The sequence below is a fragment of the Allobosea sp. P2_A10 genome (genome assembly GCF_056405115.1).
This window is the reverse complement of the sequence record NZ_JBFUCS010000001.1, coordinates 525,673-545,579: the sequence shown is the minus strand read 5'-3', so window position 1 is coordinate 545,579 and position 19,907 is coordinate 525,673. Positions and strand designations below refer to the sequence as shown.

Below are 19,907 nucleotides of genomic sequence, written 5' to 3'. Positions count from 1 at the left end.
CGCGTTTTCGCCATGATCGGCCGCTAGCGAAACAATGCGGACTTAAATCATGGCATGCCGATTGCGTGCCTGATAACGAGTCGTTAACGCTTCTCCGCAACTGTTCGTTCACGTTCATCGCGCCGTTTCAGGCGAACATCGAGACGGGTCAAGCAGATTGGGCAGGTCGATCGCCACGCGTCCGGACGGGTCGTCTTTCCGCAGGACGTCCGGACTTCGCCGGCTTCTGGCGCTGGGCGTTGCTGCCGTGGCGACGCTCGTCGGCATACGCGGCACGCAGGACGCCGTCGCCAATGGCGACACCCGCACCATCACCATCCGCCACATGCACACCAAGGAAGACACCACCGTCACCTTCAAGCGTGACGGCCGCTATGTCTCCGAGGCCCTCGACAAGCTGAACTGGGCGCTGCGCGACTGGCGCATCGACGAGCCGATCCGGATGGATCCGCGCCTGTTCGATCTCGCCTGGGAGGTCCAGCGCGAGGTCGGTTCGGAAGAGCCGTTCCACGTCGTCTCGGCCTACCGCTCGCCTGGCACCAACTCGATGCTGCGGCGGCGTTCGCGCGCCGTCGCCAAGAACAGCCAGCACATGCTCGGCAAGGCGATGGATTTCTATCTGCCGGATACGCCGACCGTGAAGATCCGCGAGGCCGGGATGCGGCTCCAGCGCGGCGGGGTCGGTTTCTATCCCGGCGCGCACACCCCCTTCGTGCATCTCGACGCCGGTTCGGTCCGCTCCTGGCCGCGCATGACGCGCGACCAGCTGGTGCGGCTGTTCCCGGACGAGAAGACCGTACATCTGCCGGCCGACGGGCAGCCGCTGGCCGGCTATGAGCTGGCCAAGGCGGATGTGCTGGCGCGCGGTGGTTCCGTCGCCGGCTTCGCCTCCGCCGAGCTCGACGAGGGCGCGGTGATCTCGTCTGGCCGCAAGAGCCTGTGGGCGTCGCTGTTTGGCGGCGACGACGAGGAGGCCGATGCGCGCCCGACGCGCGGCCGGTCCGGGCCGGCCAAGCCGCAGCCGACCGTCATGGCCTATGCGGGCTACGCCCGCGACGACAGCAATTCCAATGATGGCGGCCGTTTCGCGGCCGCCGTGCCGCAGCCCGTGCCGGAGCCTGCCGTGCGCAGCGTGTTGCGTGGCCGCTCCGAGCGGCTGGCGCCCAAGATCATCGAGCCGCAGGAGACGCAGGTCGCAGCGCTCGCTGCGGCCCCGCCACCACCTCCGCCCCCGCCGCCGCCCGAGGACAAGCGGCCGAGGCTGATCGATGCGCCATTGCCACTGGCCCGTCCGCGTGGGCTGAGCATCCCCGCCGATGCGTCGCCCGCGACCCAGATCGCGGCTCTGCCCGGCACCGGCGGGGCGCTCGCCTTCGCGCCGCAGCCGGGGCTAGGCCCGGCAGACAGGCTCGTGCTGGCTTCGCTGCCGCCGCGCCGGCCCGACCAGATGGCGGCACTGATCGAAACCGTCATCGTCGGCAAGCCTGAGATTTTGGCCGCGGGCAAGCCGGTCAATGCGCCGATCCCACCCGCGCGCCCGGTCGCGCTGGCCAATCTCGCGCTTGCGGATCTGCGCAGCGGCACAGATGCGACGGTTGCGCCCCTGGCGAGGCCCGAGGGCAAGCTTGTCACCGTCACTCATCCGCTGCCTCCCGGCAGGCCGCACTTTGAGGGCTTCTCGCTCGCCTCCGTGCCGCGCGCCGGGCCGGCTGCGCCTGCGCCGGCCCCAGTGGCTGCCAGCCGGCATGTATCGAGCCCGCCCAATCCCGATACGCCGATCGTCGCGCAATACGATGCCGACCGCTCCGGTCTCGATTCGCTCTTCGCGGCCGTGACGCGTAGCGCGGCTCCCGACGGCCGGGCCGTCACCGTCGCGACAGCGCGGGCGCGCGCCGCGCCGGCAGGCTTCGGCGCGCCGATCCAGGCGCCTGGCCCCGCCGCGTCGCTCGGCTTCAGCCATGCCGAGCCCAGCGACGCCAAGACCGGCTCGTTCACCGGGCCGGCGATCAGGCCGCTGCCGACGAACTTCGTCCAGAATTAAACCTGCTTCGTCTGCGCTCGGAAACGCCTCGTCATCCTGGCCGTAGCGAAGCGGAGCGCCGGAATCCATCATAGACTGCTGACGGCGCCTTACGATGGATCCCGGATCTGCGCGGCTGCGCCGCTTGTCCAGGATGACGGCGTCGTGTCGGCGATCATCCACATTGCGTTGATTTGGCCTCCTACGGCTTTTCGCGATCGATCGGCCAGTGTTTGAAGACGTCGCGCGCCTCGCAGGCGGCGGCATGGGCCGCCAGCGCCGGCCAGCGTTCGGGTGGCGCATGGTCGGGGATGACGAAGCGGCAGAAGCCCCAGGCGATCGTGGCTGCGATGTCGCCCGGCCGCAGGTTCGGCCCCGCTGCAATTTCGCCACCCAGGGCTGCTTCGTCGAGGAGGTCGAGCGCGGTATGAAGTTGGGTGACGATACGCTCCTGCCAGGGTGCGTAGCGCTGGGGCTCGGGGCGCTTGCGCTCATATTCGATCGCGACCGCCTTGTCGGCGGCGACGATGCCGATGCCGGTCAGCGAGAGGTCTCGGGCGCGCGCTCCAGCCTCGGTGGGGCGTAGCGAGCGCCCGGCGACATCCTCGAAATGCTGGATGATCAGGGTCGAGTCGGTGACGACCGTGCCGTCGTCCGTGACGAGCGTGGGCGCCTTGATCAGCGGATTGATCGCCGCGAAGGCGTCCATATGGCGAAACACCGAGACCGAGCGATGCTCGAAGTCGAGGCCGAGCAATGTGCCTGTGACGGCGGCGCGGCGGACATAGGGGCTGTCCAGCATTCCCACGAGCAGCATGTCGTTCTCCCGATCAAAACATGCCGAGAGAGTGCCGGCACGGATGCGGATTGCCACGCGAATTCGGGTGATTTCACGCATCACGCGGTGTGATGGAGCGCAAAGATTTGCTTCGCCCGCTCCGGCAAACGGTCTAGCCTGCCTGCCAGTGTCGTCTTGTCGACAGGGTGTCGCCATGTCTGTCGCCGAATTCAGTCCTGCCCGCACGGTCGGATCTGGTCACACCGTCCCTGCGTCGCTTGCCGAGCATGGCCATGCGCATGAGGCGGGTGTCGTCGCCTCCAGCGTCTATGCGCATGGCGTGCGCATCGCCGATATTCCGGTCGAAGAGGCAGGGGAATGGGCCCGCAAGGACGGGCATGTCGTCTGGATCGGCCTGCTCGACCCCGGCGCCGATCTGCTGCACTGCGTCCAGAAGCAGTTCAACCTGCATCCGCTGGCGGTCGAGGACGCGACCAACGCCCATCAGCGCCCCAAGCTCGAACAGTATGGCGACGCGCTTTTCGTCGTGGCGCGAACCGCGCAGATGCTGGAGAAGCGGATCGCCTTCGGCGAGACGCATATCTTCGTCGGCCAGGGCTATATCGTCAGTGTGCGCCATGGCGCCTCGACCTCATACAAGGCGGTGCGCCAGCACTGGGAGACCTGCCCGACCTCGCTCGCCAAGGGCGAGGATTTCATCCTCTACGCGATCCTTGATTTCATCGTCGACAACTACATGCCGGTGCTGGAGGCGGTCCATAACGAGGTCGAGGAATTCGAGGACAAGGTGCTGGCCCAGCCGATGACGCGCGACGACATCGAGCGGCTCTACATGCTGCGCCGCGATCTCCTGCGCCTGCGCAACGCGGTGGCGCCGCTGGTCGATGTCTGCCAGCGCCTGACCAATGCGAATGTCCCGCAGGTCAGGCCGACACTGGCGCCGATGTTCCGCGATGTCACCGACCATGTCCGCACGGTGCAGGAAAAGATCGACAGCCTGCGCGAAGTGCTCGCCTTCGCCTTCGAGGCGAGCCTGCTCATCGGACAGAGCCAGGAAAACGCGATCACCAAGCGGCTCGCGTCATGGGCGGCGATTCTCGCCGTGCCGACGGCGGTCGCCGGCATCTACGGCATGAATTTCAAGAACATGCCGGAGCTGGAGCTGCAGTTCGGCTATCACACCGTGCTGACGGTGATCGTGGCATCCTGCGCGGTGCTGTACTGGCGCTTCCGGAAGAATGGCTGGCTTTGAAGCCGGCGCCATCGATTGGCGGGTAGACCGCGTCATCCTGGCCGAAGCGCCGGGATCGATCACAGAGCACGACGGCGCCTTGCGATGAACCCCGGATTTGCGCTGCTGCGCCGCTTGTCCGGGATGACGCGGTTTTTCTTCGTCAGGATTCGTCGGGCTCAGGCGCTCTCGCCGACCGCCTGCAGATAGAGGTCGAGGATCGCCTCTTCCTCGCGGCGCTCATTGGCGTCGCGCTTGCGGATGGCGATGACCTTTCTGAGCACCTTGACGTCGTAGCCATTGCCCTTGGCCTCGGCATAGACCTCCTTGATGTCGTCGGAGATGGTCTTCTTCTCTTCCTCGAGGCGCTCGATGCGCTCGACGATGCTCTTCAGCTGATCGCCAGCAACCGGATCTTCCATGGTCATGTCCTTCAGGCGGGTCGTTGCGAGATTTGACCGGAGGGTTCGCATCGGGCGGGGGCCGGCGTCAAGCCGCGCAGAGAAGGCGAGGGCGGTCTCTCAACAGCCGCGATGTCTCACCTCGCCCGCAGCGCTTCCAGACAGCCCGGCAGGACATCGGCCAGCCTGACGCCCCAGTCGCGCGCCGTCGCATCGCTTGCGATCAGATCCTGCCGGACCTCGATCAGCGTGTCGGGCAGGCCCCGGCGCGTGGCGTGTCGGTCGATCGTGTCGCCCGGCAATCCACCGGAATAGGGCTCGTTGTCGCCGACGATCAGATCAACTTGCGTCTGCAGCGCGGCGATCAGCAGCTTCGACAATACGCCGTCATGGTCCCAGAGCACGCCGATATGCCAGGGCCGGGCGACGCCTTTCCAGAATGGCGTGAAGGAATGCAGCGAGACGATCGCGGGTGGGTGGCCCGCCGTCAGGGCGGCCTCGACCGCAGCGTCGATGGCGACGTCATAGGGCTTGTAGTAGCGCGCCACGCGTTCGGCGACGCCATCTGCATCGATATGGCGGTTGCCGGGAACGATCGCGCCATCCGAAAGCCGCATCACCAGCGTCGGGTCGTCGAGGCCGCGATTGGGGTCGATCAGCAGGCGCGAGAAGTTGCTCAGCACGGCGGGCGCGCCAAGCGCCCGGGCCATGGCGCGCGTCATCTCGGCGGCGCCGATATCGTAGGCGATGTGGCGTTCGAGTTGGGCCGGCGGCAGGCCCAGCGACGCAAGTTCGGGCGGGATCGCATTCGAGGCATGGTCGCAGAGCAGCAGCATCCCGGTCCTGGGGTCGCCTTGAATAACCTCGACCTCGCCCGGCAGACGTTCTGCCGTGGGCACGCTGGCCGCGAAATCCGATCGCATGCGACGCCTCGAAAAGTATGACTATATCGGCAAAAGCCTGATGACGTCCGCCCAGCCGCGACTTAAAAGAATCAGCAACGAAAGTCGATGAAATCGACAGGGCGTTCGGGCGGAAAGCGGGGCGGCGGTGCAGGCGAGGACGCAGGACAGGGCAGACCTTCGCGTCGTCGCGCGCATGATTTTCGATGCCGCCGTCGCACGCGCCCATCCCGCCGGCTGCCTGCCTACGCATCTGCCGGCAGCGCCTGCGGTTGGCCGCCTGATCCTGCTCGCCGCCGGAAAGGCCGCCGGTTCGATGACGGCGCTGGCCGAGGCGCATTATCTCGATTCAGGCTTTCCGGCGGAGCGGCTCGTCGGCCACGCCGTGGCGCGCCATGGCTATGAGACGAGGACGCGTCATATCCCGATGGTCGCGGCCGGCCATCCGGTGCCCGACCAGGGCAGTATCGACAGTGCGGCGAAGGCGCTGGAACTGGCGGCCTCGGCAACCGCCGACGATCTCGTGCTGGTGCTGCTTTCGGGCGGCGGTTCGGCGAATTGGGTCGCGCCGGCTGGCGCCCTGACGCTCGCCGAGAAGCAGGCCGTCAACAAGGCGCTGCTGCGCTCGGGCGCGCCGATCGGCGAGATGAACATCGTCCGCAAGCGCCTCTCGCGCATCAAGGGCGGCCGGCTCGCGCTTGCCGCCGCGCCGGCCCGGCTGCTGACGCTGGCGATCTCCGATGTGCCCGGCGACGAACCGACCGCCATCGCCTCGGGACCGACCGTTCCCGATCCAACGACGATGGCGCAGGCGCGCGCCATCGTGACACGCTACGGACTTGTCCTGCCGCCGGCGGCGCAGGCGCTGATCGACGACGACGCCAGCGAGACGCCCAAGCCGGGCGACCCTGCTTTCGCAAACAGCGCGTTTCGCATCATCGCCCGCCCGGCCGACGCGATCGTGGCTGCGCGCCAGGCAGCCGAGGCTGCCGGCTTTGCGGTCCATGATCTCGGCGCCGATTGCGAGGGCGAGGCGCGAAACGTCGCCTCCGCCCACGCGGCGCTCGCCTTGCGGTTCAAAACCGAGGGTCGTCGCGTGGCGATCCTCTCAGGGGGAGAACTCACCGTGACCCTGCGTGGCAAGGGCAGGGGCGGGCCGAACCAGGAATATGCGCTGGCGCTCGCAATCGCGCTGAAAGGCGAGACCGATATCGTCGCGCTGTCTGGCGATACCGACGGGACGGATGGCGGCGGCGGCGAGGCGACCGACCCGGCCGGCGCGCTGGTCGATCCCACGACGCTGGCGCGGGCGACCGCACTTGGCCTCGCTCCCGCCCAAAGCCTGGCCGACAACGATTCGACAGGGTTCTTCGAGCCCCTCGGAGACCTGCTGCGGACAGGGCCGACCTTGACCAATGTGAATGATTGCCGCGTGATCCTGATCGACCCGTGACCATGCCCCGAATCGACCAATCCCTGCTTCGTCTCATGCTGCTGGCGGCTGGCCTTGCCGGCTTTTCCGCGCCGGCATGGGCCGATCTGCGCATGTGCAATACCACCGGCAGCCGCATCGGCGTCTCGATCGGCTATCGCGACGCGCAGGGCTGGATCACCGAGGGCTGGTGGAACTTGAGCCCGCGCGGTTGCGAGACATTGCTGCGGGGAACGCTTGCGGCGCGATTTTATTATGTGCACGCCCTCGACTACGACAAGGGCGGCGAGTGGACGGGCAAATCCACCATGTGCACGCGCAACAAGGAATTCACGATTCGCGGCATCGAGGACTGCCTGGCGCGCGGCTTCGACCGTGCCGGCTTCTTCGAGGTCGACACCGGCGAACAAAAGAGCTGGACGATCCAGTTGACCGACCCCACCGGCGCCGCGCCGCCGCGGCCCTGAAGGATAAAGACGCAATGAAGCGCGAACGCCGGATCAAGATCATCGCGACGCTGGGGCCCGCATCCTCGACCGTGGAAATGTGCGCCAAACTTTTCGAGGCGGGCGTCGACGTCTTCCGCATCAATATGAGCCACACCCAGCGCGAGACGCTGCCCGAGAAGATCACGATGCTGCGCTCGCTGGAGGCGAAGTTCCGTCGGCCGGTCGGCATCCTGGCCGATCTTCAGGGCCCCAAGCTGCGTGTCGGCCAGTTCGGCGGCGATGGCGGGGTGATGCTGGAAAAGGGCGCGAAGTTCACGCTCGATTCCGACACCGCGCCCGGCACGGTCAAGCGCGTGCACCTGCCCCATCCGGAGATTCTAAGCGCGCTGGAGCCCGGCCATAACCTGATCCTCGACGACGGCAAGATTCGCCTCGTGGTCGAGAAGGCGACGCCGACGCAGGCCGTGACCAGAGTGACGATCGCCGGGCGGCTGTCGTCGCGCAAGGGCGTCAGCCTGCCCGACACCACGATCCCGGTCTCGGCAATGACCGACAAGGACCGTTCGGACGCGGAAGCGGCGGCCGAAGCCGGCGTCGACTGGATTGCGCTCTCCTTCGTGCAACGGCCCGAGGACATGGCCGACCTGCGCAAGATCGTGCGCGGCCGGGCGCTGGCGCTGGCCAAGATCGAGAAGCCGCAGGCGCTGCTGCGGCTGGAGGAGATCATCGAGGCGTCGGACGCGATCATGGTCGCGCGCGGCGATCTTGGCGTCGAGATGCCGCTGGAAAAGGTGCCGGGCACGCAAAAGCGCATCACCCGGATGTGCCGGCGCATGGGCAAGCCCGTCGTCGTTGCAACGCAGATGCTCGAGAGCATGATCACCGCGCCCGTGCCGACGCGGGCCGAGGTCTCCGACGTGGCGACCGCCGTGTTCGAGGGGGCCGACGCCGTCATGCTCTCGGCCGAGAGCGCGGCGGGCGATTATCCGATCGAGGCGGTGACGATGATGAATCGCATCGCCGAGGAGGTCGAAAGCGAAACGATCTATCGCTCGATCCTCGAAGCGCAGCGGGCCGAGCCCGAAGCGACCGGGGCTGACGCCATCGCCAAGGCCGCCCATGAGATCGCCGACACGCTGAACCTCAAGGCCATCGCCGCCTGGACCTCGTCGGGCTCGACGGCGCTGCGGCTCGCCCGCGAGCGGCCGAACTCGACCGTGATCGCGCTGACGCCCAACCGCGCCACGGCGCGCCGCCTGACGCTGGTCTGGGGCGTGCATTCGGTCGTGACCAAGGACGCCAGCGACATCGACGACATGGCCTTCCGCGCCTRCAAATTCGCGGTGCGCGAGGATTTCGCCAGGATCGGCGACCGCATCATCGTGGTGGCGGGCGTCCCCTTCGGAACGCCGGGCGCGACCAACATGGTCCGCATCGCCTTCATCACCAAAGAGCATGTCGAGAAGGCGTGACGAGCCCCCGGGGCGCCGGTCAGTTCCTTGCCAGCCCCGATTTCGGCCCGACCATCTGGTCGATCGCCTCGATCACGATCTCGGGCGCGGCATGGTGGGGCATGTGGCCGACGCCGGGCAGGAGTACGAATTTGCCCATCGGAGCCTCGCGCGCGATCGCGGCGGAGTGGATCATCGGCGAGACGATCGCGTCACTGTCTCCCGTGATCGCCACGACCGGTACTTTCAGCCCGCGATAGCGCGGCACCTGCGCCGTGACGAAATCGTAGGTCGCGGCGATGTCCTGCGAATTCGCCTGGAACGCCGAAGGACGCAGCAACAATCTGATGTCGCCGGTCTCGATATAGCCAGGCGGAGCCGGGCGCGGCGCAAAGACGCTTTTCGCGCCGTCTTCGAGCAGAAAGCTCGCGGCCGGCAGGGCGACGAGGCGCGTGAAGACCGGCCCGATCAGCGGCCAGGATGTCGGGTGGTGGTACCAGTCGATGCCGCCGGGCCAGGGATGAGTGACGCCGCCCAGCAGAACGAGACCGTAGAGCCGCTCTGGCCGGTCGAGCGCGATGCGCGCCGACAAGGCCCCGGCCAGCGAGTGGGCGACGAGCACGAAGCGCTCCGGCGCGATCTGGTCGAGCGCCTGCAATAGCACGGCTGCCTGTCGCCCGGGATCGGCCATGGCCGACCCCTCCATGCGGTCGCTCCAGCCCTGTCCCGGCCGGTCGAGCGCGATCACGCGGTAATGGCCGAGTTCGGGCCCAAGCGTCGCGAGCAGGTCGGCATGGTCCGAGGATGCGCCATGGACCAGCACCACAGTGCCGCGCGCTTCGCCGGCAGGCTTGCGCTCGACATAGTGCAAGCGCCCCCCTGGCATCGCCAGAAAGGTGCCTTTTGGCGGATGAAGCCGGGCAGCCTCGGCGGCGATCCATTCGGTTCGGAGAATGAGGGCTGCGGCTGCGAGGACGAGAAGAATCAGAAGGGCGCGGATCAGCATGGTCGGCATACGTCGCTGCGCCCGGTTTGGTTTCGTGCGGAGCCGGCGAGCCGGTTCAGGCGTCGCGGCCGTCGACCTCCGCTGCCAGCGACTGGACGGCGTCCTTGATCGCTTCCATCTGCGGATAGATCGTCAGAGCCCTGCGATAGGCCACCATGGCGTGCTTCTCGTCGCCCTGCTGGCGCAGGATCGTGCCCAGCCCCATCATCGCGCCATAATGGCGCGGTTCCCGTTTGAGCGCCTCGCCGATATCAAGCATGGAGCGAATCGGGTCGCCGGCGATGAACAGCGCGTTGGCGCGCTGGTTCCAACCCTCTGCCCAGTCGGGCTCGAGCGAGATCACGCGGTCGAGCAGTTCGATCGCGAGTTCGATCTGCTTGTCGCGCAAGGCCGTCTGGGCGCGCGTCATCAACAGGTCGGCGGTGTCGGAGCCCGAGCGCGCCCAGCGGCGCTGGATCAGGCTGGCGATGCCCTTGGCTTCTTCGGGCGTCTTGGCTGCGGAGAGTCGCTCGAAAAGCCGGTTCAGCGTGGCGGCTGGCGTGCGCGACGGAGCAGGCGCGGCGGCGGCCGGATTGTCGTCCTTGTCGGCGGGGGCGACTGCGCCCGGGTGCTGCTGCGGCGTCTGCTGCGCGCCGGCGATGGTCGAGCCGAGCGGGATGCCGGCGGTCAGCGCCAGAGCGAGGACGATCGGGAGCGTGCGAGGGATCATCATACCGCAGAGTGTCATGATGCGCCGCACCACGTCAATTCACGGGAGAGCGAACCCACAACGCAAAAAAGCGGGTGCGCCCCTGGGCGCCCCGCCATGATACGTCCAACCGTGGCAGAGGGAGGCGCGGCGACATTGAGCCGCGCGAAACCTCAGCCCTGGCGCGCCTTGAAGCGCTTCTGGACCTTGTTGATGATGTAGACGCGGCCCTTGCGGCGCACGAGCTGGTTGTCGCGATGGCGGGCGCGCAGCGACTTCAGCGAATTGCGGATCTTCATCGGTCTCAAACTCCGCCGGGCCGGCCCTGCGGCCGAATCGGTCAATAACGAAAGCCTTGCCAAAAACCAGCCGACGACGCGAACCGGAAACCGGCCCTCATCGACCACGCTGGCGGTGCGGCTGATGCGATGCCGGCTGTATACGGATTTCTGCGCGGATCGCAAGTCGAAAGGCGCCCCAAAGCGCGATCAGGGCGCAGATGCCGGGGATGTGTCGGGCAGGATCGTGGTGGCTGGGCTTTCTGCGGCGCAGCCCGTCGTGATACTCGCGCCGCCGCGCCCAAGGGAACATTGGCCGCCGCTGCGGCGTTGCCAAGTCACTCAACCCATTGGGGATAGCGATCATGAAAATTTCGACATTGAGTTTTATCGCCGTGGCCGCGCTGGCGCTCGGCGCTTGCGGCAATACGACCGAGCAGCGCATCGGCGGCGCGGCGGTAGGCGCCGGTACGGGCGCGGTGGTTGCTGGCCCGGTCGGCGCGGTCGTCGGCGGTGCGGCTGGAGCTATCACGGCTCCCTCGGTGGTTCGCGAGACGCGTCGCACGACACGCTGATCAAATCGCCTGTTCGCCGATAAGGAAAAGGCCACCCTCGCGGGTGGCCTTTTTTGTTGTTGGATGCATGCGGCTTTTGCAGCAGACGGCTCCTTTTCCTCAGAACTCTTCCCACCCTGCGTCGGAGGCGCGGGCGTTGACGGCCTTCCTGGCGGGGGCGGGTCGTGCCGGGGCCGGCGCGGCCTTGGTCTGGGCGAAGGCGGCCTCGGCGAGCTTGCGCAGGCGCTCGGGCTCGCCGGCGGCGCGGTCCGTGGCGCGCTGCGGGGGTGGGGCGTAGGGCGTGCGCGGCGCAGCGTGGCCCTGGGCCGACTCCGGCCCGGTGCGGAACGCGGCGACGAGGTCGTTGAGCTGTCCGATCTTGCCAGACAGCGAACCGGCGGACGCCGCGCTCTGTTCGGCCAGCGCCGCATTCTGCTGCGTCATCTCGTCGAGATGGGCGATAGCCTGGCTCATCTCGTCGATGCCGTTGGCCTGCTCGCCCGACGCCGCCGAAATGTCGGCGATGGTGGCCGCGACCTTCTGCGAGGCCGAGAGAATCTGCGTCAGCGCATCGCCCGCCTGCCGCACCAGCCTGACGCCGCCGGTGACCTCGGCGTTGCTCGACGAGATCAGGCCGGAGATGTCCTTGGCCGCCGCCGACGAACGCTGCGCCAGCGTGCGCACCTCGCTTGCGACGACCGCAAAACCCTTGCCGGCGTCGCCGGCGCGCGCGGCCTCGACCGCCGCGTTCAGCGCCAGCAGGTTGGTCTGGAAGGCGATGTCGTCGATCACCCGGATGATGTCGGAGATCTTCTTCGAGGCGTCCTCGATGCGCGACATCGCAGCCACCGCTTCGGTCGCGATCGCGCCGCCGCCCTGGGCTGCCTCCATCGCCTCGGTCGCGATCGCCGCCGCCTGCCGCGAGGCCGCGGCCGACGCCTTCACCGACGCCGCAAGCTCCTCCGTCGTCGCCGCCGTCTCCTCCAGCGAGGAGGCCTGCTCTTCGGTGCGCTTCGACAGATCGTCGGCGCCCATGTTGATCTCGCGCGCCGCCAGGCCGACATCCGACGASGTCACCTGGATCGTCCGCACCGTCGCMGASAGMCGGTCGACGGTCTCGTTGATCGCGCCCTTGAGCTCGGCGAATTTTCCACGGTAGGCCGTCTCGACGCGATGGGTCAGATCGCCATCGGCGACCGCCTGCAGCGCGGCGGCAAACTCGCTCGTCGCCGAATCCACCACCGCATTAATCTCGTTGATCCCCGCAACCAGCTTCTGCATCTGCTCGTCGGCATGCTCGATCTGCAAACGCGCCGAGAAATCGCCGGCGGCCGCCGCGGAGACGACGTCGCCGACGTCGCGGACCAAGTTCTGCACGCCCACCGCCTTTTCGGCGTCTGCCTGCATCTCGGTCTCGCGCTGGCGGCGGTTGGCCTCCAGCGTCAGCGCGTTCTCGCGATAGATTTCGAGCGCGCCGCTCAGGGCGCCGATCTCGTCACGGCAAGGCGGAGTCGGGATGGCCTGCGAGAAGTCGCCGGCCTGCATGCCGTCGAGCGCCGATTTCAGCGAGACGAGCGGCCGGGCGATGCGGCGCTGGACTCCGCGCCAGCTCAAGACGCTGAGCGCGAGCAGCGCGACGAGCAGGCCAGACATCGCGGCCAGCCGCGTCCGGGCCTGCGCCAGCCCGTTACGGGTCACCGTTTCCATGTCGTCGAATGACTGGACGACGGCGCCGACAATCGAGGTGAACGGCGCATTGCACTGCTTCGTCCACTCCTCGGCCGCGATGACCGGGCCAGCGCCCTGACCGAGCTAGCCGACGAGTTCGTCCATCTTGAGATTGGCAGCCTCGACATCGCCGGTGGCCACGGCCACCTTGCGGGCGAGTTCGGGCGCGACGCCCGGACGGGCGCTCAGCTGCTTGAGCTGGGCAAGACTCGCATTGGTCGCGCCGCGAACCTCGCCGAGCGCGCGCTGCTGTGCTGGCTCAAGCGTCTTGCCGGAGCCGAGCGCGGGCCGCAGGATCGAGCACTGCGTGCCGTAGAAGGAGCGCACGCGCCAGCCGGCGGCCTTGAAGGCCTGCAGGTCGGCCAGAGCGGGATCTGCCAGCCGAACCGCGTTCGAGGTCGCGTCGGAGGCCTTGACCAGCGCTGTTTCGATGTCGCCGACCGCATTGTACCAGGGCATGGTGGCGGCCAGCGAGCGCTGCGACTTGGGCTTGGCGGCCTCGGTATACATCTCCGGCAGCTTGGCGTCGGTCGACTTTTCGCTTTGGGAGACGGCGTCAGCCATCGCGTTGCGCTCCGACAGATCCGTCGCTCGCAGCTTGGCGATCGCATCGGCGAGTTCGGCGCGGTTGGCGAGCTCGACCTTCTTGATGACCGCGGCGGAATCATCCGTCGCCTGAATGCTGGTCTGCGCCTGGCCGCGATTGGTCCGGATGGTGTTGCCCGCCAGCAGCAAGGCCTTGTCGGCCCCGACCAGTTCGGCGAGGCGCGTGTTGGTGCGCACATCGTCGAGCGACTGGTTGGCGAGGTAGGTCAGCGCACCGATGCCGGGAACGCCGAGGCACACCATGGTCGCCAGCAGATAGCTCTTGATCGAAGCAGAAAAAATGTTCACGGCGCGCCCTCGAAGACAGATGGCCGGGCTACGCCAGACCACGGTCGCCTCGACCGGGAATCAGCGCCTCCAGCTCAAGGTATATCTGCCAGCGGAGCCTTAAAATTTTACCTATTCCGTTGAGATTTCATTCAGCTTGGTGCCGACAGCGAAGCCTGTGGACATGCCGCAGCGCCAGCCCTGAAAGCTGACGCTGCGGCAGTCTCAGATCGTTTGCACCCGATCTAAAGCGGCTTCAGACCCGCTTCGATCTCGGCGCGACGCGCCTCCAGGAAAGGCGGCAGAGACAGCGCCTCGCCCATCGTCTCGGCCGGCTCATCGGCGGAGAAGCCGGGCTCGTCGGTCGCGATCTCGATCAGGATGCCGTTCGGCTCGCGCAGATAGAGCGAGCGGAAATAGAAGCGGTCGACCTTGCCGCTGTTGGGATAGCCCGCCGCCTTCAGCTTTTCCGCCCAGGCGTCGTAGTCGGCGAAGGTCGGTGTGCGCAGCGCCAGATGATGCACGCCGCCCGCGCCCTCGCGCCCTTGCGCTGCGTCCGGCTCGACTGCCACATGCAACTCTGCCGCCGGCCCGCCCTCCCCGATCCTGAAGACATGGATCTCGCCCGAGGCATGGGCCTCGTCGCGATAGGTCGCGATTTTCTCCAGTCCAAGCAGCTTGGTCAGCACGACCTCCGTCCGCTCCAGCTTCGGCACCGAGATGGTGACGGGGCCAAGGCCGCGGATCTGGTGCTCGGGCGGCACAGGGCTCTTCTCCCAGACGGCGAAGGGAATCGCACCGCCATCGGCGAGCAGGGTCAGGCGCTGGCCTTCCGGGTCCTCGAAATCAACAGCCGCGCGGCCGTTGATGGTGCGGATCGCCGTGGTCTTGACGCCGGCATCGGCGAGCCGGGCGCGCCACCACTCCAGCGAGGCCTCGTCGGCGACGCGCAGCGAGGTCCGCGTAATCGCATTCGTGCCGCGCCGCGCCGGTTGGGCCGGCCAATCGAAGAAGGTCAGGTCGGAGCCCGGCGAGCCCGCGCCATCGGCGTAGAACAGGTGATAGGCCGAGACGTCGTCCTGATTCACCGTCTTCTTGACGAGGCGCATGCCAAGCGTCTGCGCGTAGAAGCGCCGGTTCTGCGGAGCGTTCGCCGAGATGGCGGTGACGTGATGGATGCCGGTGAGCGTCATGGGAGCGCCTTTCGATGGTTGGGCCCGAGCCATCGCGGGCTCGCTGTCGGCTCCTGAGATAGCGCGGCTTCTGACTTGCAAAAGCCAGTCTCCGCCAATCGCGCGCTTGCGCGAATGCAATAAGCCGGCAATCCGCGCACCCCGTTTCACGCCTGATCCGCAATCTGCTTTCGCCGCGGGATGAACACCGCCTGCTCAGGTTGCGGTTCCGACGGCGTGGCGGCTCGGCTTGGCCTTGAGCTTGAGCGCCTCCAGTTCCTCGCGCTCGCGCGGCGTGTTGCGCATGAGCTGGTCCTTGCCGGGCGCATATTGCAGCGGCTGGGCGATGTCGACGCCGTACCACGCCGCCGCGCGCAGGACGAAGGACGGATCGGCGAGATGGGGCCGGCCGAGCGCGACGAGATCGGCCCGGCCCGAGGCGATGATGGTGTTGACCTGATCGGCCGTTGTGATGTTTCCGACGCACATCGTCGCGACGCGGGCCTCGTTGCGAATCTGGTCCGAGAACGGCGTCTGGAACATGCGGCCATAGATCGGGCGGCCGTCGTTGACGGTCTGGCCAGTCGAGACATCGACGAGGTCGCAGCCGGCTTCAGCGAAGGCCGAGGAGATCGCGATCATGTCGTGGGGCGTGACGCCGCCGGTCTTCCAGTCGGTGGCGGAGATGCGCACCGACATCGGCTTTTCGCGCGGCCAGCAGTCGCGCAAGGCGGCGAAGACCTCGAGCGGATAGCGCAGACGGTTCTCGACGCTGCCGCCATATTCATCGGTGCGGCGGTTGGTCAGCGGCGAGAGGAAGCTCGCCAGCAGATAGCCATGGGCGCAGTGCAGCTCCAGCATGTCGAAGCCGGCGCGCATGCCGCGTTCGGCGGCCTCGACGAACTCGGCCTTGACCGCGTCCATGTCGGCGCGGCTCATCTCGCGCGGCGTCTGGCTTTCGGGATAATAGGGCAAGGGCGAGGCCGAGATGAGCGGCCAGGCGCCCTCCTCCAGCGGCCGGTCCATGCCATCCCACATCAGTTTCGTCGCGCCCTTGCGGCCGGCGTGACCGAGCTGCAGGCAGAGCTTGGCGGCCGAATTGGCGTGCACGAAATCGACGATGCGCGCCCAGGCCGCCTCATGCCCGTCGGTATAGAGCCCGGCACAGCCCGGCGTGATGCGGGCGTCGGCCGAGACGCAGGTCATCTCGGTGAAGATCAGGCCCGGGCCGCCGATGGCGCGCGAGCCGTAATGCATCAGGTGCCAGTCGCCGGGCATGCCGTCATCGGCCGAATACTGGCACATCGGCGAGAGCACCATGCGGTTCTCCAGCCGCATTTCGCGCATCAGGAAGGGCTGGAAGGCCGGCGGCACGGGCGAGCCGTCCTTGCGCAGCCGCGCCGAGGGGCCGATCTCCTGCGCCACCAGTTTGTCGATGGCGGCGACGAACTCCGGCGCGCGCAGAGCGAGATTGTCATAGGTGATCGCCTTGGAGCGCGTCATCAGGCCAAAGGCGAACCGCAACGGATCGAAATCCCAGAAGCGGCGCAGTTGCTCGAACCAGACCAGCGAGACATCGGCGGCGTGCTGCGTCTTCTCGACCTCCTCGCGCCGGGTGCGCTCGAACAGAGCCAGTCCCGTGGCGACATCGAGCCCGGCCTTGCCCATCGCCCGGTGGAGCGCAATCGCATCCTCCATCGCGAGCTTGGTGCCCGAGCCGATCGAGAAATGCGCCGTCGCCTTGGCGTCGCCGATCAGCACGACGTTGCCTGCGACCCAGTTCTTGCAGCGGATCATCGGGAAATTTCGCCAGAGCGAGCGGTTGGTGACGAGCTTGTGGCCGTCCAKTTCCTCGACGAAGACGCCTTCCAGGAAAGCGGCCGATTGCGCCTCGTCGAGCTTGTCCAGCCCCGCCTTCGCGAAGGTCTCGGGATCGGTCTCCAGCACCCAGGTCGAGCGGCCGGCCTCGTACTGGTAGCAATGGGCGATGAAGAGCCCGAACTGCGTCTGCTTGAAGAAGAAGGTGAAGGCGTCGAAGGGCTTGGTCGAGCCCATCCAGGTGAAGATGTTGGGCCGCAGATCGGTCTCCGGCTGGAAGCGCTCGCGCCAGCCCTCGCGGATGCGGCTGTTGATGCCATCGGCGGCGACGACCAGATCGTAGTCCGCCTTCAGCGTCTCGATATCGGCGGCCTCCTCGCCGAAGCGCAGGGCGACGCCGAGTTCGCGGGCCCGCGCCTGCACCAGCATCAGCAGCGAACGGCGCGAACAGCCGCAGAAGCCGTTGCCGGAGACGCGGTGGATGCTGTCCTTGAAATGGATCTCGATATCGTCCCAGTATGCGAAATTGTCGCGGATCGCGGCATAGCTCGCCTCGTCGGCGGCCTTGAAGGTGTCGAGCGTCTGGTCGGAGAAGACCACGCCGAAGCCGAAAGTGTCGTCGGGCTGGTTGCGCTCCAGGACCGTGACATCGAGTTCAGGCCAGTCGCGCTTCATCAGGAGCGCGAAGTAAAGCCCGGCAGGTCCGCCGCCAACGACCGCGATGCGCATCATGATCCCTCCACTGCCATCCGTGAAATTATTTTAAGCCTGAAATATTTTTATCTCAAGAGGATGAAGCCAGATTGCCCTCGCCATCCCGACGCGCTGACAGGAACATTGTTCAATTCATTGAGAAAATGCCGATCCGGTTAGGATACGTCCGAGATGGCGGCTCGGATCAGATCGCTTGCAAATTGCTTTAGACCTAAAATATATTGGGCCGATCGGGAGGTCGGCATGGTTCTGGCGGGACGGCATGCGCTGGTGACGGGCGGCGGACGGGGCATCGGCCGCGCCATTGCGGCCGCGCTCAAAGCGCAAGGCACGCGCGTCAGCATCATCGGCCGCGATGCGGCCGTTCTGCAAGAGGCCGTTTCTGCCGGAGACGCCGATGCATGCGCCTCTTGCGACATCCGCGACGAGGCCGCGACTTTGGCCGCAACAACCCAACTGGCCAAGGCCGCGCCCTTCGACATCGTCATCGCCAATGCAGGCGCGGTCGAGACCGGGCCGTTTTCGCGCAGCGACGCGCAGCGTTTCAGGCGCATGGTCGAGATCAACCTGATCGGCACGGTCAACGCCTTCCATGCGGCGCTGCCGGGCATGCTGGAGCGGCGCGAGGGGCGACTGATCGCCATCGCCTCGACCGCCGGGCACCGCGGCTATGCTTATGTCTCGGCCTATGCCGCCGCCAAACATGCAGTGATCGGGTTGGTGCGCTCGCTGGCGCTGGAGACGGCGCGCTCCGGCGTCACCGTCAACGCGATCTGCCCAGGCTATACCGATACCGACATGGTCGCCGGCGGCATCGAGGCGATCACCTCCAAGACCGGCATCACCAGCGAGCAGGCACTGGCGCAACTCGTCCAAGACAACCCGCAGGGCCGGCTGATCACGCCAGACGAGGTCGCCGCCGCCGTGATCTATCTGTGCGGGCCGGGCAGCCAGTCGATCACAGGGCAATCTTTGCTAATCAATGGCGGGGAGTTCTGACGCGATGGAGACACCCTCCCCCAGCCTGATGCTCGACCGCGAGACCAAGGCGAGCGAACGCCCCGGCGACCACAAGGACGAACTCAGGCTCTGGCTGAGGCTGCTGACCTGCTCGACGCTGATCGAGACCGAAATCCGCAACCGCCTGCGCGAGGAATTCAGGACGACGCTGCCGCGTTTCGACCTGATGGCGCAGCTGGAGAAATCGACGACGGGCATGACGGTCGGCGAAGTCTCGCAGCGGCTGATGGTCTCGAACGGCAACGTCACCGCCGTGGTCGCCGGGTTGCTGGCCGACGGACTCGTCGACAAGCGGGCCGCCGCGCAGGACCGGCGCGTGCAGGTGCTGACGCTGACGGCGACCGGGCGCAAGGCGTTCAAGGCGATGGCCGAGCGGCACGAGGGCTGGATCGCCGAGCTGTTCGCAGGGCTCGACGAGGCGGAACGTCCGCAACTGTTTCGTCTGCTGGGACGCACCAAGGCCTCGCTGCACGAGGCGATCTCGCGTCGGGCTCGGGAAGACGCCGGCAAGCAAGACGCGGGCAAGGGAGACAAGGCATGAGCCTCGCCAACGCCACCATCCTGCCGCTTGCCGATTTCAAGCCGGCGCATTTCCAGCTCGACGTCGCCGGCAAGGTGGCGACCGTGACGCTGAACCGGCCTGAGAAAAAGAATCCGCTGACCTTCGAAAGCTACCGGGAACTCACGGATTTCTTCCTCGCGGCGCAGAAGGAAGAGGGCGTCAAAGCAATCGTCGTCACCGGCGCGGGCGGCAATTTCTCGTCGGGCGGCGACGTCTTCGAGATCATCGGCCCGCTGGTCGCGATGGAAACGAAGGACCTGCTCAAATTCACGCGCATGACCGGCGATCTCGTGAAGGCGATCCGCGCCTGTCCGCAGCCGGTGATCGCCGCGATCGAAGGCATCTGCGCGGGAGCGGGCGCAATCATCGCGATGGCGTCCGACATGCGGTTTGGCACGGCCGAGACTAGAATCGCCTTCCTGTTCAACCGCGTGGGCCTCGCCGGCTGCGACATGGGCGCCTGCGCGATGCTGCCGCGTATCGTCGGCCAGGGCCGCGCCGCCGAACTGCTCTACACCGGCCGGGTGCTGCGCGGCGAGGAGGCCGAGCGCTGGGGCTTCCTCAACCGCCTGCTCGCCCGGGACGCGGTGCTGGCTGAGGTGCAGGCGCTCGCCGCCGAACTCGGCGACGGCCCGACGTTCGCCAACGCCATGACCAAGCGCATGCTTGAAATGGAATGGGCGATGTCGGTCGAAAGTGCGATCGAGGCGGAAGCCGTGGCGCAGGCCCTGTGCATGCAGACCGAGGATTTCGCCCGCGCCTATCACGCCTTCGCCGCCAAGCAGAAGCCGGTCTTCGAGGGCAATTGA

Annotated in this window: 19 protein-coding genes; 9 read left to right on the top strand and 10 right to left on the bottom strand. The window is 67.1% G+C overall.

What is annotated here, in order from left to right; all coding sequences use genetic code 11:
* The first annotated feature begins 247 nt into the window (after positions 1 to 247).
* A complete protein-coding gene (locus tag AC1DZY_RS02660) occupies positions 248 to 2,041 on the top strand; it encodes a peptidoglycan L,D-endopeptidase MepK (RefSeq protein ID WP_476818502.1) in 1,794 nt (597 codons plus the stop codon).
* Positions 2,042 to 2,222: 181 nt separating this feature from the next.
* Here the strand turns inward: AC1DZY_RS02660 and AC1DZY_RS02655 are convergent, their stop codons facing one another.
* On the bottom strand, positions 2,223 to 2,837 hold the full coding sequence (locus AC1DZY_RS02655; protein ID WP_476818501.1) for a glutathione S-transferase family protein: 615 nt from the start codon (positions 2,835 to 2,837) through the stop codon (positions 2,223 to 2,225).
* Positions 2,838 to 3,012: 175 nt separating this feature from the next.
* On the opposite strand from AC1DZY_RS02655, the gene corA reads away from it, so the two are divergent.
* Positions 3,013 to 4,071, top strand: a complete 1,059-nt coding sequence (gene corA / locus AC1DZY_RS02650) for a magnesium/cobalt transporter CorA (RefSeq protein WP_476818500.1) — start codon at positions 3,013 to 3,015, stop codon at positions 4,069 to 4,071.
* 158 nt (positions 4,072 to 4,229) lie between these two features.
* Here corA and AC1DZY_RS02645 read toward each other — a convergent pair whose 3' ends face one another.
* Together AC1DZY_RS02645 and AC1DZY_RS02640 are read right to left on the bottom strand one after the other, a co-directional pair.
* Positions 4,230 to 4,472 carry a DUF2312 domain-containing protein gene (locus AC1DZY_RS02645; RefSeq protein ID WP_476818499.1) on the bottom strand — a complete coding sequence of 81 codons (243 nt, stop codon included), beginning with the start codon at positions 4,470 to 4,472 and terminating at the stop codon, positions 4,230 to 4,232.
* A 116-nt stretch (positions 4,473 to 4,588) separates the two neighbouring features.
* On the bottom strand, positions 4,589 to 5,374 hold the full coding sequence (locus tag AC1DZY_RS02640; RefSeq protein ID WP_476818498.1) for an N-formylglutamate amidohydrolase: 786 nt from the start codon (positions 5,372 to 5,374) through the stop codon (positions 4,589 to 4,591).
* Between the two features lie 175 nt (positions 5,375 to 5,549).
* On the opposite strand from AC1DZY_RS02640, the gene AC1DZY_RS02635 reads away from it, so the two are divergent.
* Genes AC1DZY_RS02635 through pyk form a run of 3 tightly spaced genes read left to right on the top strand, consistent with a single transcriptional unit; the run spans position 5,550 to position 8,706 of the window.
* Positions 5,550 to 6,806, top strand: coding sequence for a glycerate kinase type-2 family protein (locus AC1DZY_RS02635; RefSeq protein ID WP_476818497.1), 1,257 nt, complete (start codon positions 5,550 to 5,552; stop codon positions 6,804 to 6,806).
* A 2-nt stretch (positions 6,807 to 6,808) separates the two neighbouring features.
* The gene (locus tag AC1DZY_RS02630; RefSeq protein ID WP_476818788.1) at positions 6,809 to 7,252 is read left to right on the top strand and encodes a DUF1036 domain-containing protein; all 444 of its coding nucleotides are present in this window, start codon (positions 6,809 to 6,811) and stop codon (positions 7,250 to 7,252) included.
* 14 nt (positions 7,253 to 7,266) lie between these two features.
* A complete protein-coding gene (pyk, locus tag AC1DZY_RS02625; RefSeq protein ID WP_476818496.1) occupies positions 7,267 to 8,706 on the top strand; it encodes a pyruvate kinase in 1,440 nt (479 codons plus the stop codon).
* 19 nt (positions 8,707 to 8,725) lie between these two features.
* On the opposite strand, the gene AC1DZY_RS02620 is transcribed toward pyk, so the two are convergent.
* The 3 genes from AC1DZY_RS02620 to ykgO all read right to left on the bottom strand — a co-directional run bounded on the left by AC1DZY_RS02620 (position 8,726) and on the right by ykgO (position 10,678).
* On the bottom strand, positions 8,726 to 9,700 hold the full coding sequence (locus AC1DZY_RS02620) for an alpha/beta fold hydrolase (protein ID WP_476818495.1): 975 nt from the start codon (positions 9,698 to 9,700) through the stop codon (positions 8,726 to 8,728).
* 46 nt (positions 9,701 to 9,746) lie between these two features.
* Positions 9,747 to 10,403, bottom strand: coding sequence for a tetratricopeptide repeat protein (locus tag AC1DZY_RS02615; RefSeq protein ID WP_476818494.1), 657 nt, complete (start codon positions 10,401 to 10,403; stop codon positions 9,747 to 9,749).
* A gap of 149 nt (positions 10,404 to 10,552) precedes the next feature.
* Positions 10,553 to 10,678 (bottom strand): type B 50S ribosomal protein L36, encoded by a 126-nt coding sequence (gene ykgO, locus AC1DZY_RS02610; protein ID WP_038363015.1) that lies wholly within the window; start codon positions 10,676 to 10,678, stop codon positions 10,553 to 10,555.
* A 344-nt stretch (positions 10,679 to 11,022) separates the two neighbouring features.
* Between ykgO and AC1DZY_RS02605 the strand changes: the two genes are divergently transcribed.
* Complete coding sequence (locus AC1DZY_RS02605) at positions 11,023 to 11,232, top strand: hypothetical protein (RefSeq protein ID WP_476818493.1); 210 nt, start codon at positions 11,023 to 11,025, stop codon at positions 11,230 to 11,232.
* Positions 11,233 to 11,331: 99 nt separating this feature from the next.
* Here the strand turns inward: AC1DZY_RS02605 and AC1DZY_RS02600 are convergent, their stop codons facing one another.
* From AC1DZY_RS02600 to AC1DZY_RS02585, 4 genes are all read right to left on the bottom strand, one after another.
* A complete protein-coding gene (locus AC1DZY_RS02600; RefSeq protein ID WP_476818492.1) occupies positions 11,332 to 12,918 on the bottom strand; it encodes a methyl-accepting chemotaxis protein in 1,587 nt (528 codons plus the stop codon).
* A 105-nt stretch (positions 12,919 to 13,023) separates the two neighbouring features.
* Positions 13,024 to 13,833 carry a hypothetical protein gene (locus AC1DZY_RS02595; protein WP_476818491.1) on the bottom strand — a complete coding sequence of 270 codons (810 nt, stop codon included), beginning with the start codon at positions 13,831 to 13,833 and terminating at the stop codon, positions 13,024 to 13,026.
* A 224-nt stretch (positions 13,834 to 14,057) separates the two neighbouring features.
* Positions 14,058 to 15,005, bottom strand: a complete 948-nt coding sequence (locus tag AC1DZY_RS02590; RefSeq protein WP_476818490.1) for a ring-cleaving dioxygenase — start codon at positions 15,003 to 15,005, stop codon at positions 14,058 to 14,060.
* Between the two features lie 195 nt (positions 15,006 to 15,200).
* Positions 15,201 to 17,531, bottom strand: a complete 2,331-nt coding sequence (locus AC1DZY_RS02585; RefSeq protein WP_476818787.1) for a bifunctional salicylyl-CoA 5-hydroxylase/oxidoreductase — start codon at positions 17,529 to 17,531, stop codon at positions 15,201 to 15,203.
* A 228-nt stretch (positions 17,532 to 17,759) separates the two neighbouring features.
* Here AC1DZY_RS02585 and AC1DZY_RS02580 point away from each other — a divergent pair, with 228 nt between their 5' ends.
* The 3 genes from AC1DZY_RS02580 to AC1DZY_RS02570 are packed head-to-tail and all read left to right on the top strand — an operon-like array spanning position 17,760 to position 19,907.
* Complete coding sequence (locus tag AC1DZY_RS02580; RefSeq protein WP_476818489.1) at positions 17,760 to 18,515, top strand: SDR family NAD(P)-dependent oxidoreductase; 756 nt, start codon at positions 17,760 to 17,762, stop codon at positions 18,513 to 18,515.
* A gap of 4 nt (positions 18,516 to 18,519) precedes the next feature.
* Positions 18,520 to 19,077, top strand: coding sequence for a MarR family winged helix-turn-helix transcriptional regulator (locus AC1DZY_RS02575; RefSeq protein ID WP_476818488.1), 558 nt, complete (start codon positions 18,520 to 18,522; stop codon positions 19,075 to 19,077).
* Positions 19,074 to 19,907: an enoyl-CoA hydratase family protein gene (locus AC1DZY_RS02570; protein WP_476818487.1), complete on the top strand. Its 834-nt coding sequence runs from the start codon at positions 19,074 to 19,076 to the stop codon at positions 19,905 to 19,907. Before AC1DZY_RS02575 ends, AC1DZY_RS02570 begins: the two co-directional genes overlap by 4 nt.

Excerpts from the sequence above, each read along its gene's own strand:
- AC1DZY_RS02655 (WP_476818501.1), bottom strand. The coding sequence starts at position 2,837 with ATGCTGCTCGTGGGAATGCTGGACAGCCCCTATGTCCGCCGCGCCGCC.
- corA (WP_476818500.1), top strand. The coding sequence starts at position 3,013 with ATGTCTGTCGCCGAATTCAGTCCTGCCCGCACGGTCGGATCTGGTCAC.
- AC1DZY_RS02645 (WP_476818499.1), bottom strand. The coding sequence starts at position 4,472 with ATGGAAGATCCGGTTGCTGGCGATCAGCTGAAGAGCATCGTCGAGCGC.
- AC1DZY_RS02640 (WP_476818498.1), bottom strand. The coding sequence starts at position 5,374 with ATGCGATCGGATTTCGCGGCCAGCGTGCCCACGGCAGAACGTCTGCCG.
- AC1DZY_RS02635 (WP_476818497.1), top strand. The coding sequence starts at position 5,550 with ATGATTTTCGATGCCGCCGTCGCACGCGCCCATCCCGCCGGCTGCCTG.
- AC1DZY_RS02630 (WP_476818788.1), top strand. The coding sequence starts at position 6,809 with ATGCCCCGAATCGACCAATCCCTGCTTCGTCTCATGCTGCTGGCGGCT.
- AC1DZY_RS02620 (WP_476818495.1), bottom strand. The coding sequence starts at position 9,700 with ATGCCGACCATGCTGATCCGCGCCCTTCTGATTCTTCTCGTCCTCGCA.
- AC1DZY_RS02615 (WP_476818494.1), bottom strand. The coding sequence starts at position 10,403 with ATGATGATCCCTCGCACGCTCCCGATCGTCCTCGCTCTGGCGCTGACC.
- ykgO (WP_038363015.1), bottom strand. The coding sequence starts at position 10,678 with ATGAAGATCCGCAATTCGCTGAAGTCGCTGCGCGCCCGCCATCGCGAC.
- AC1DZY_RS02605 (WP_476818493.1), top strand. The coding sequence starts at position 11,023 with ATGAAAATTTCGACATTGAGTTTTATCGCCGTGGCCGCGCTGGCGCTC.
- AC1DZY_RS02590 (WP_476818490.1), bottom strand. The coding sequence starts at position 15,005 with ATGACGCTCACCGGCATCCATCACGTCACCGCCATCTCGGCGAACGCT.
- AC1DZY_RS02580 (WP_476818489.1), top strand. The coding sequence starts at position 17,760 with ATGGTTCTGGCGGGACGGCATGCGCTGGTGACGGGCGGCGGACGGGGC.
- AC1DZY_RS02575 (WP_476818488.1), top strand. The coding sequence starts at position 18,520 with ATGGAGACACCCTCCCCCAGCCTGATGCTCGACCGCGAGACCAAGGCG.
- AC1DZY_RS02570 (WP_476818487.1), top strand. The coding sequence starts at position 19,074 with ATGAGCCTCGCCAACGCCACCATCCTGCCGCTTGCCGATTTCAAGCCG.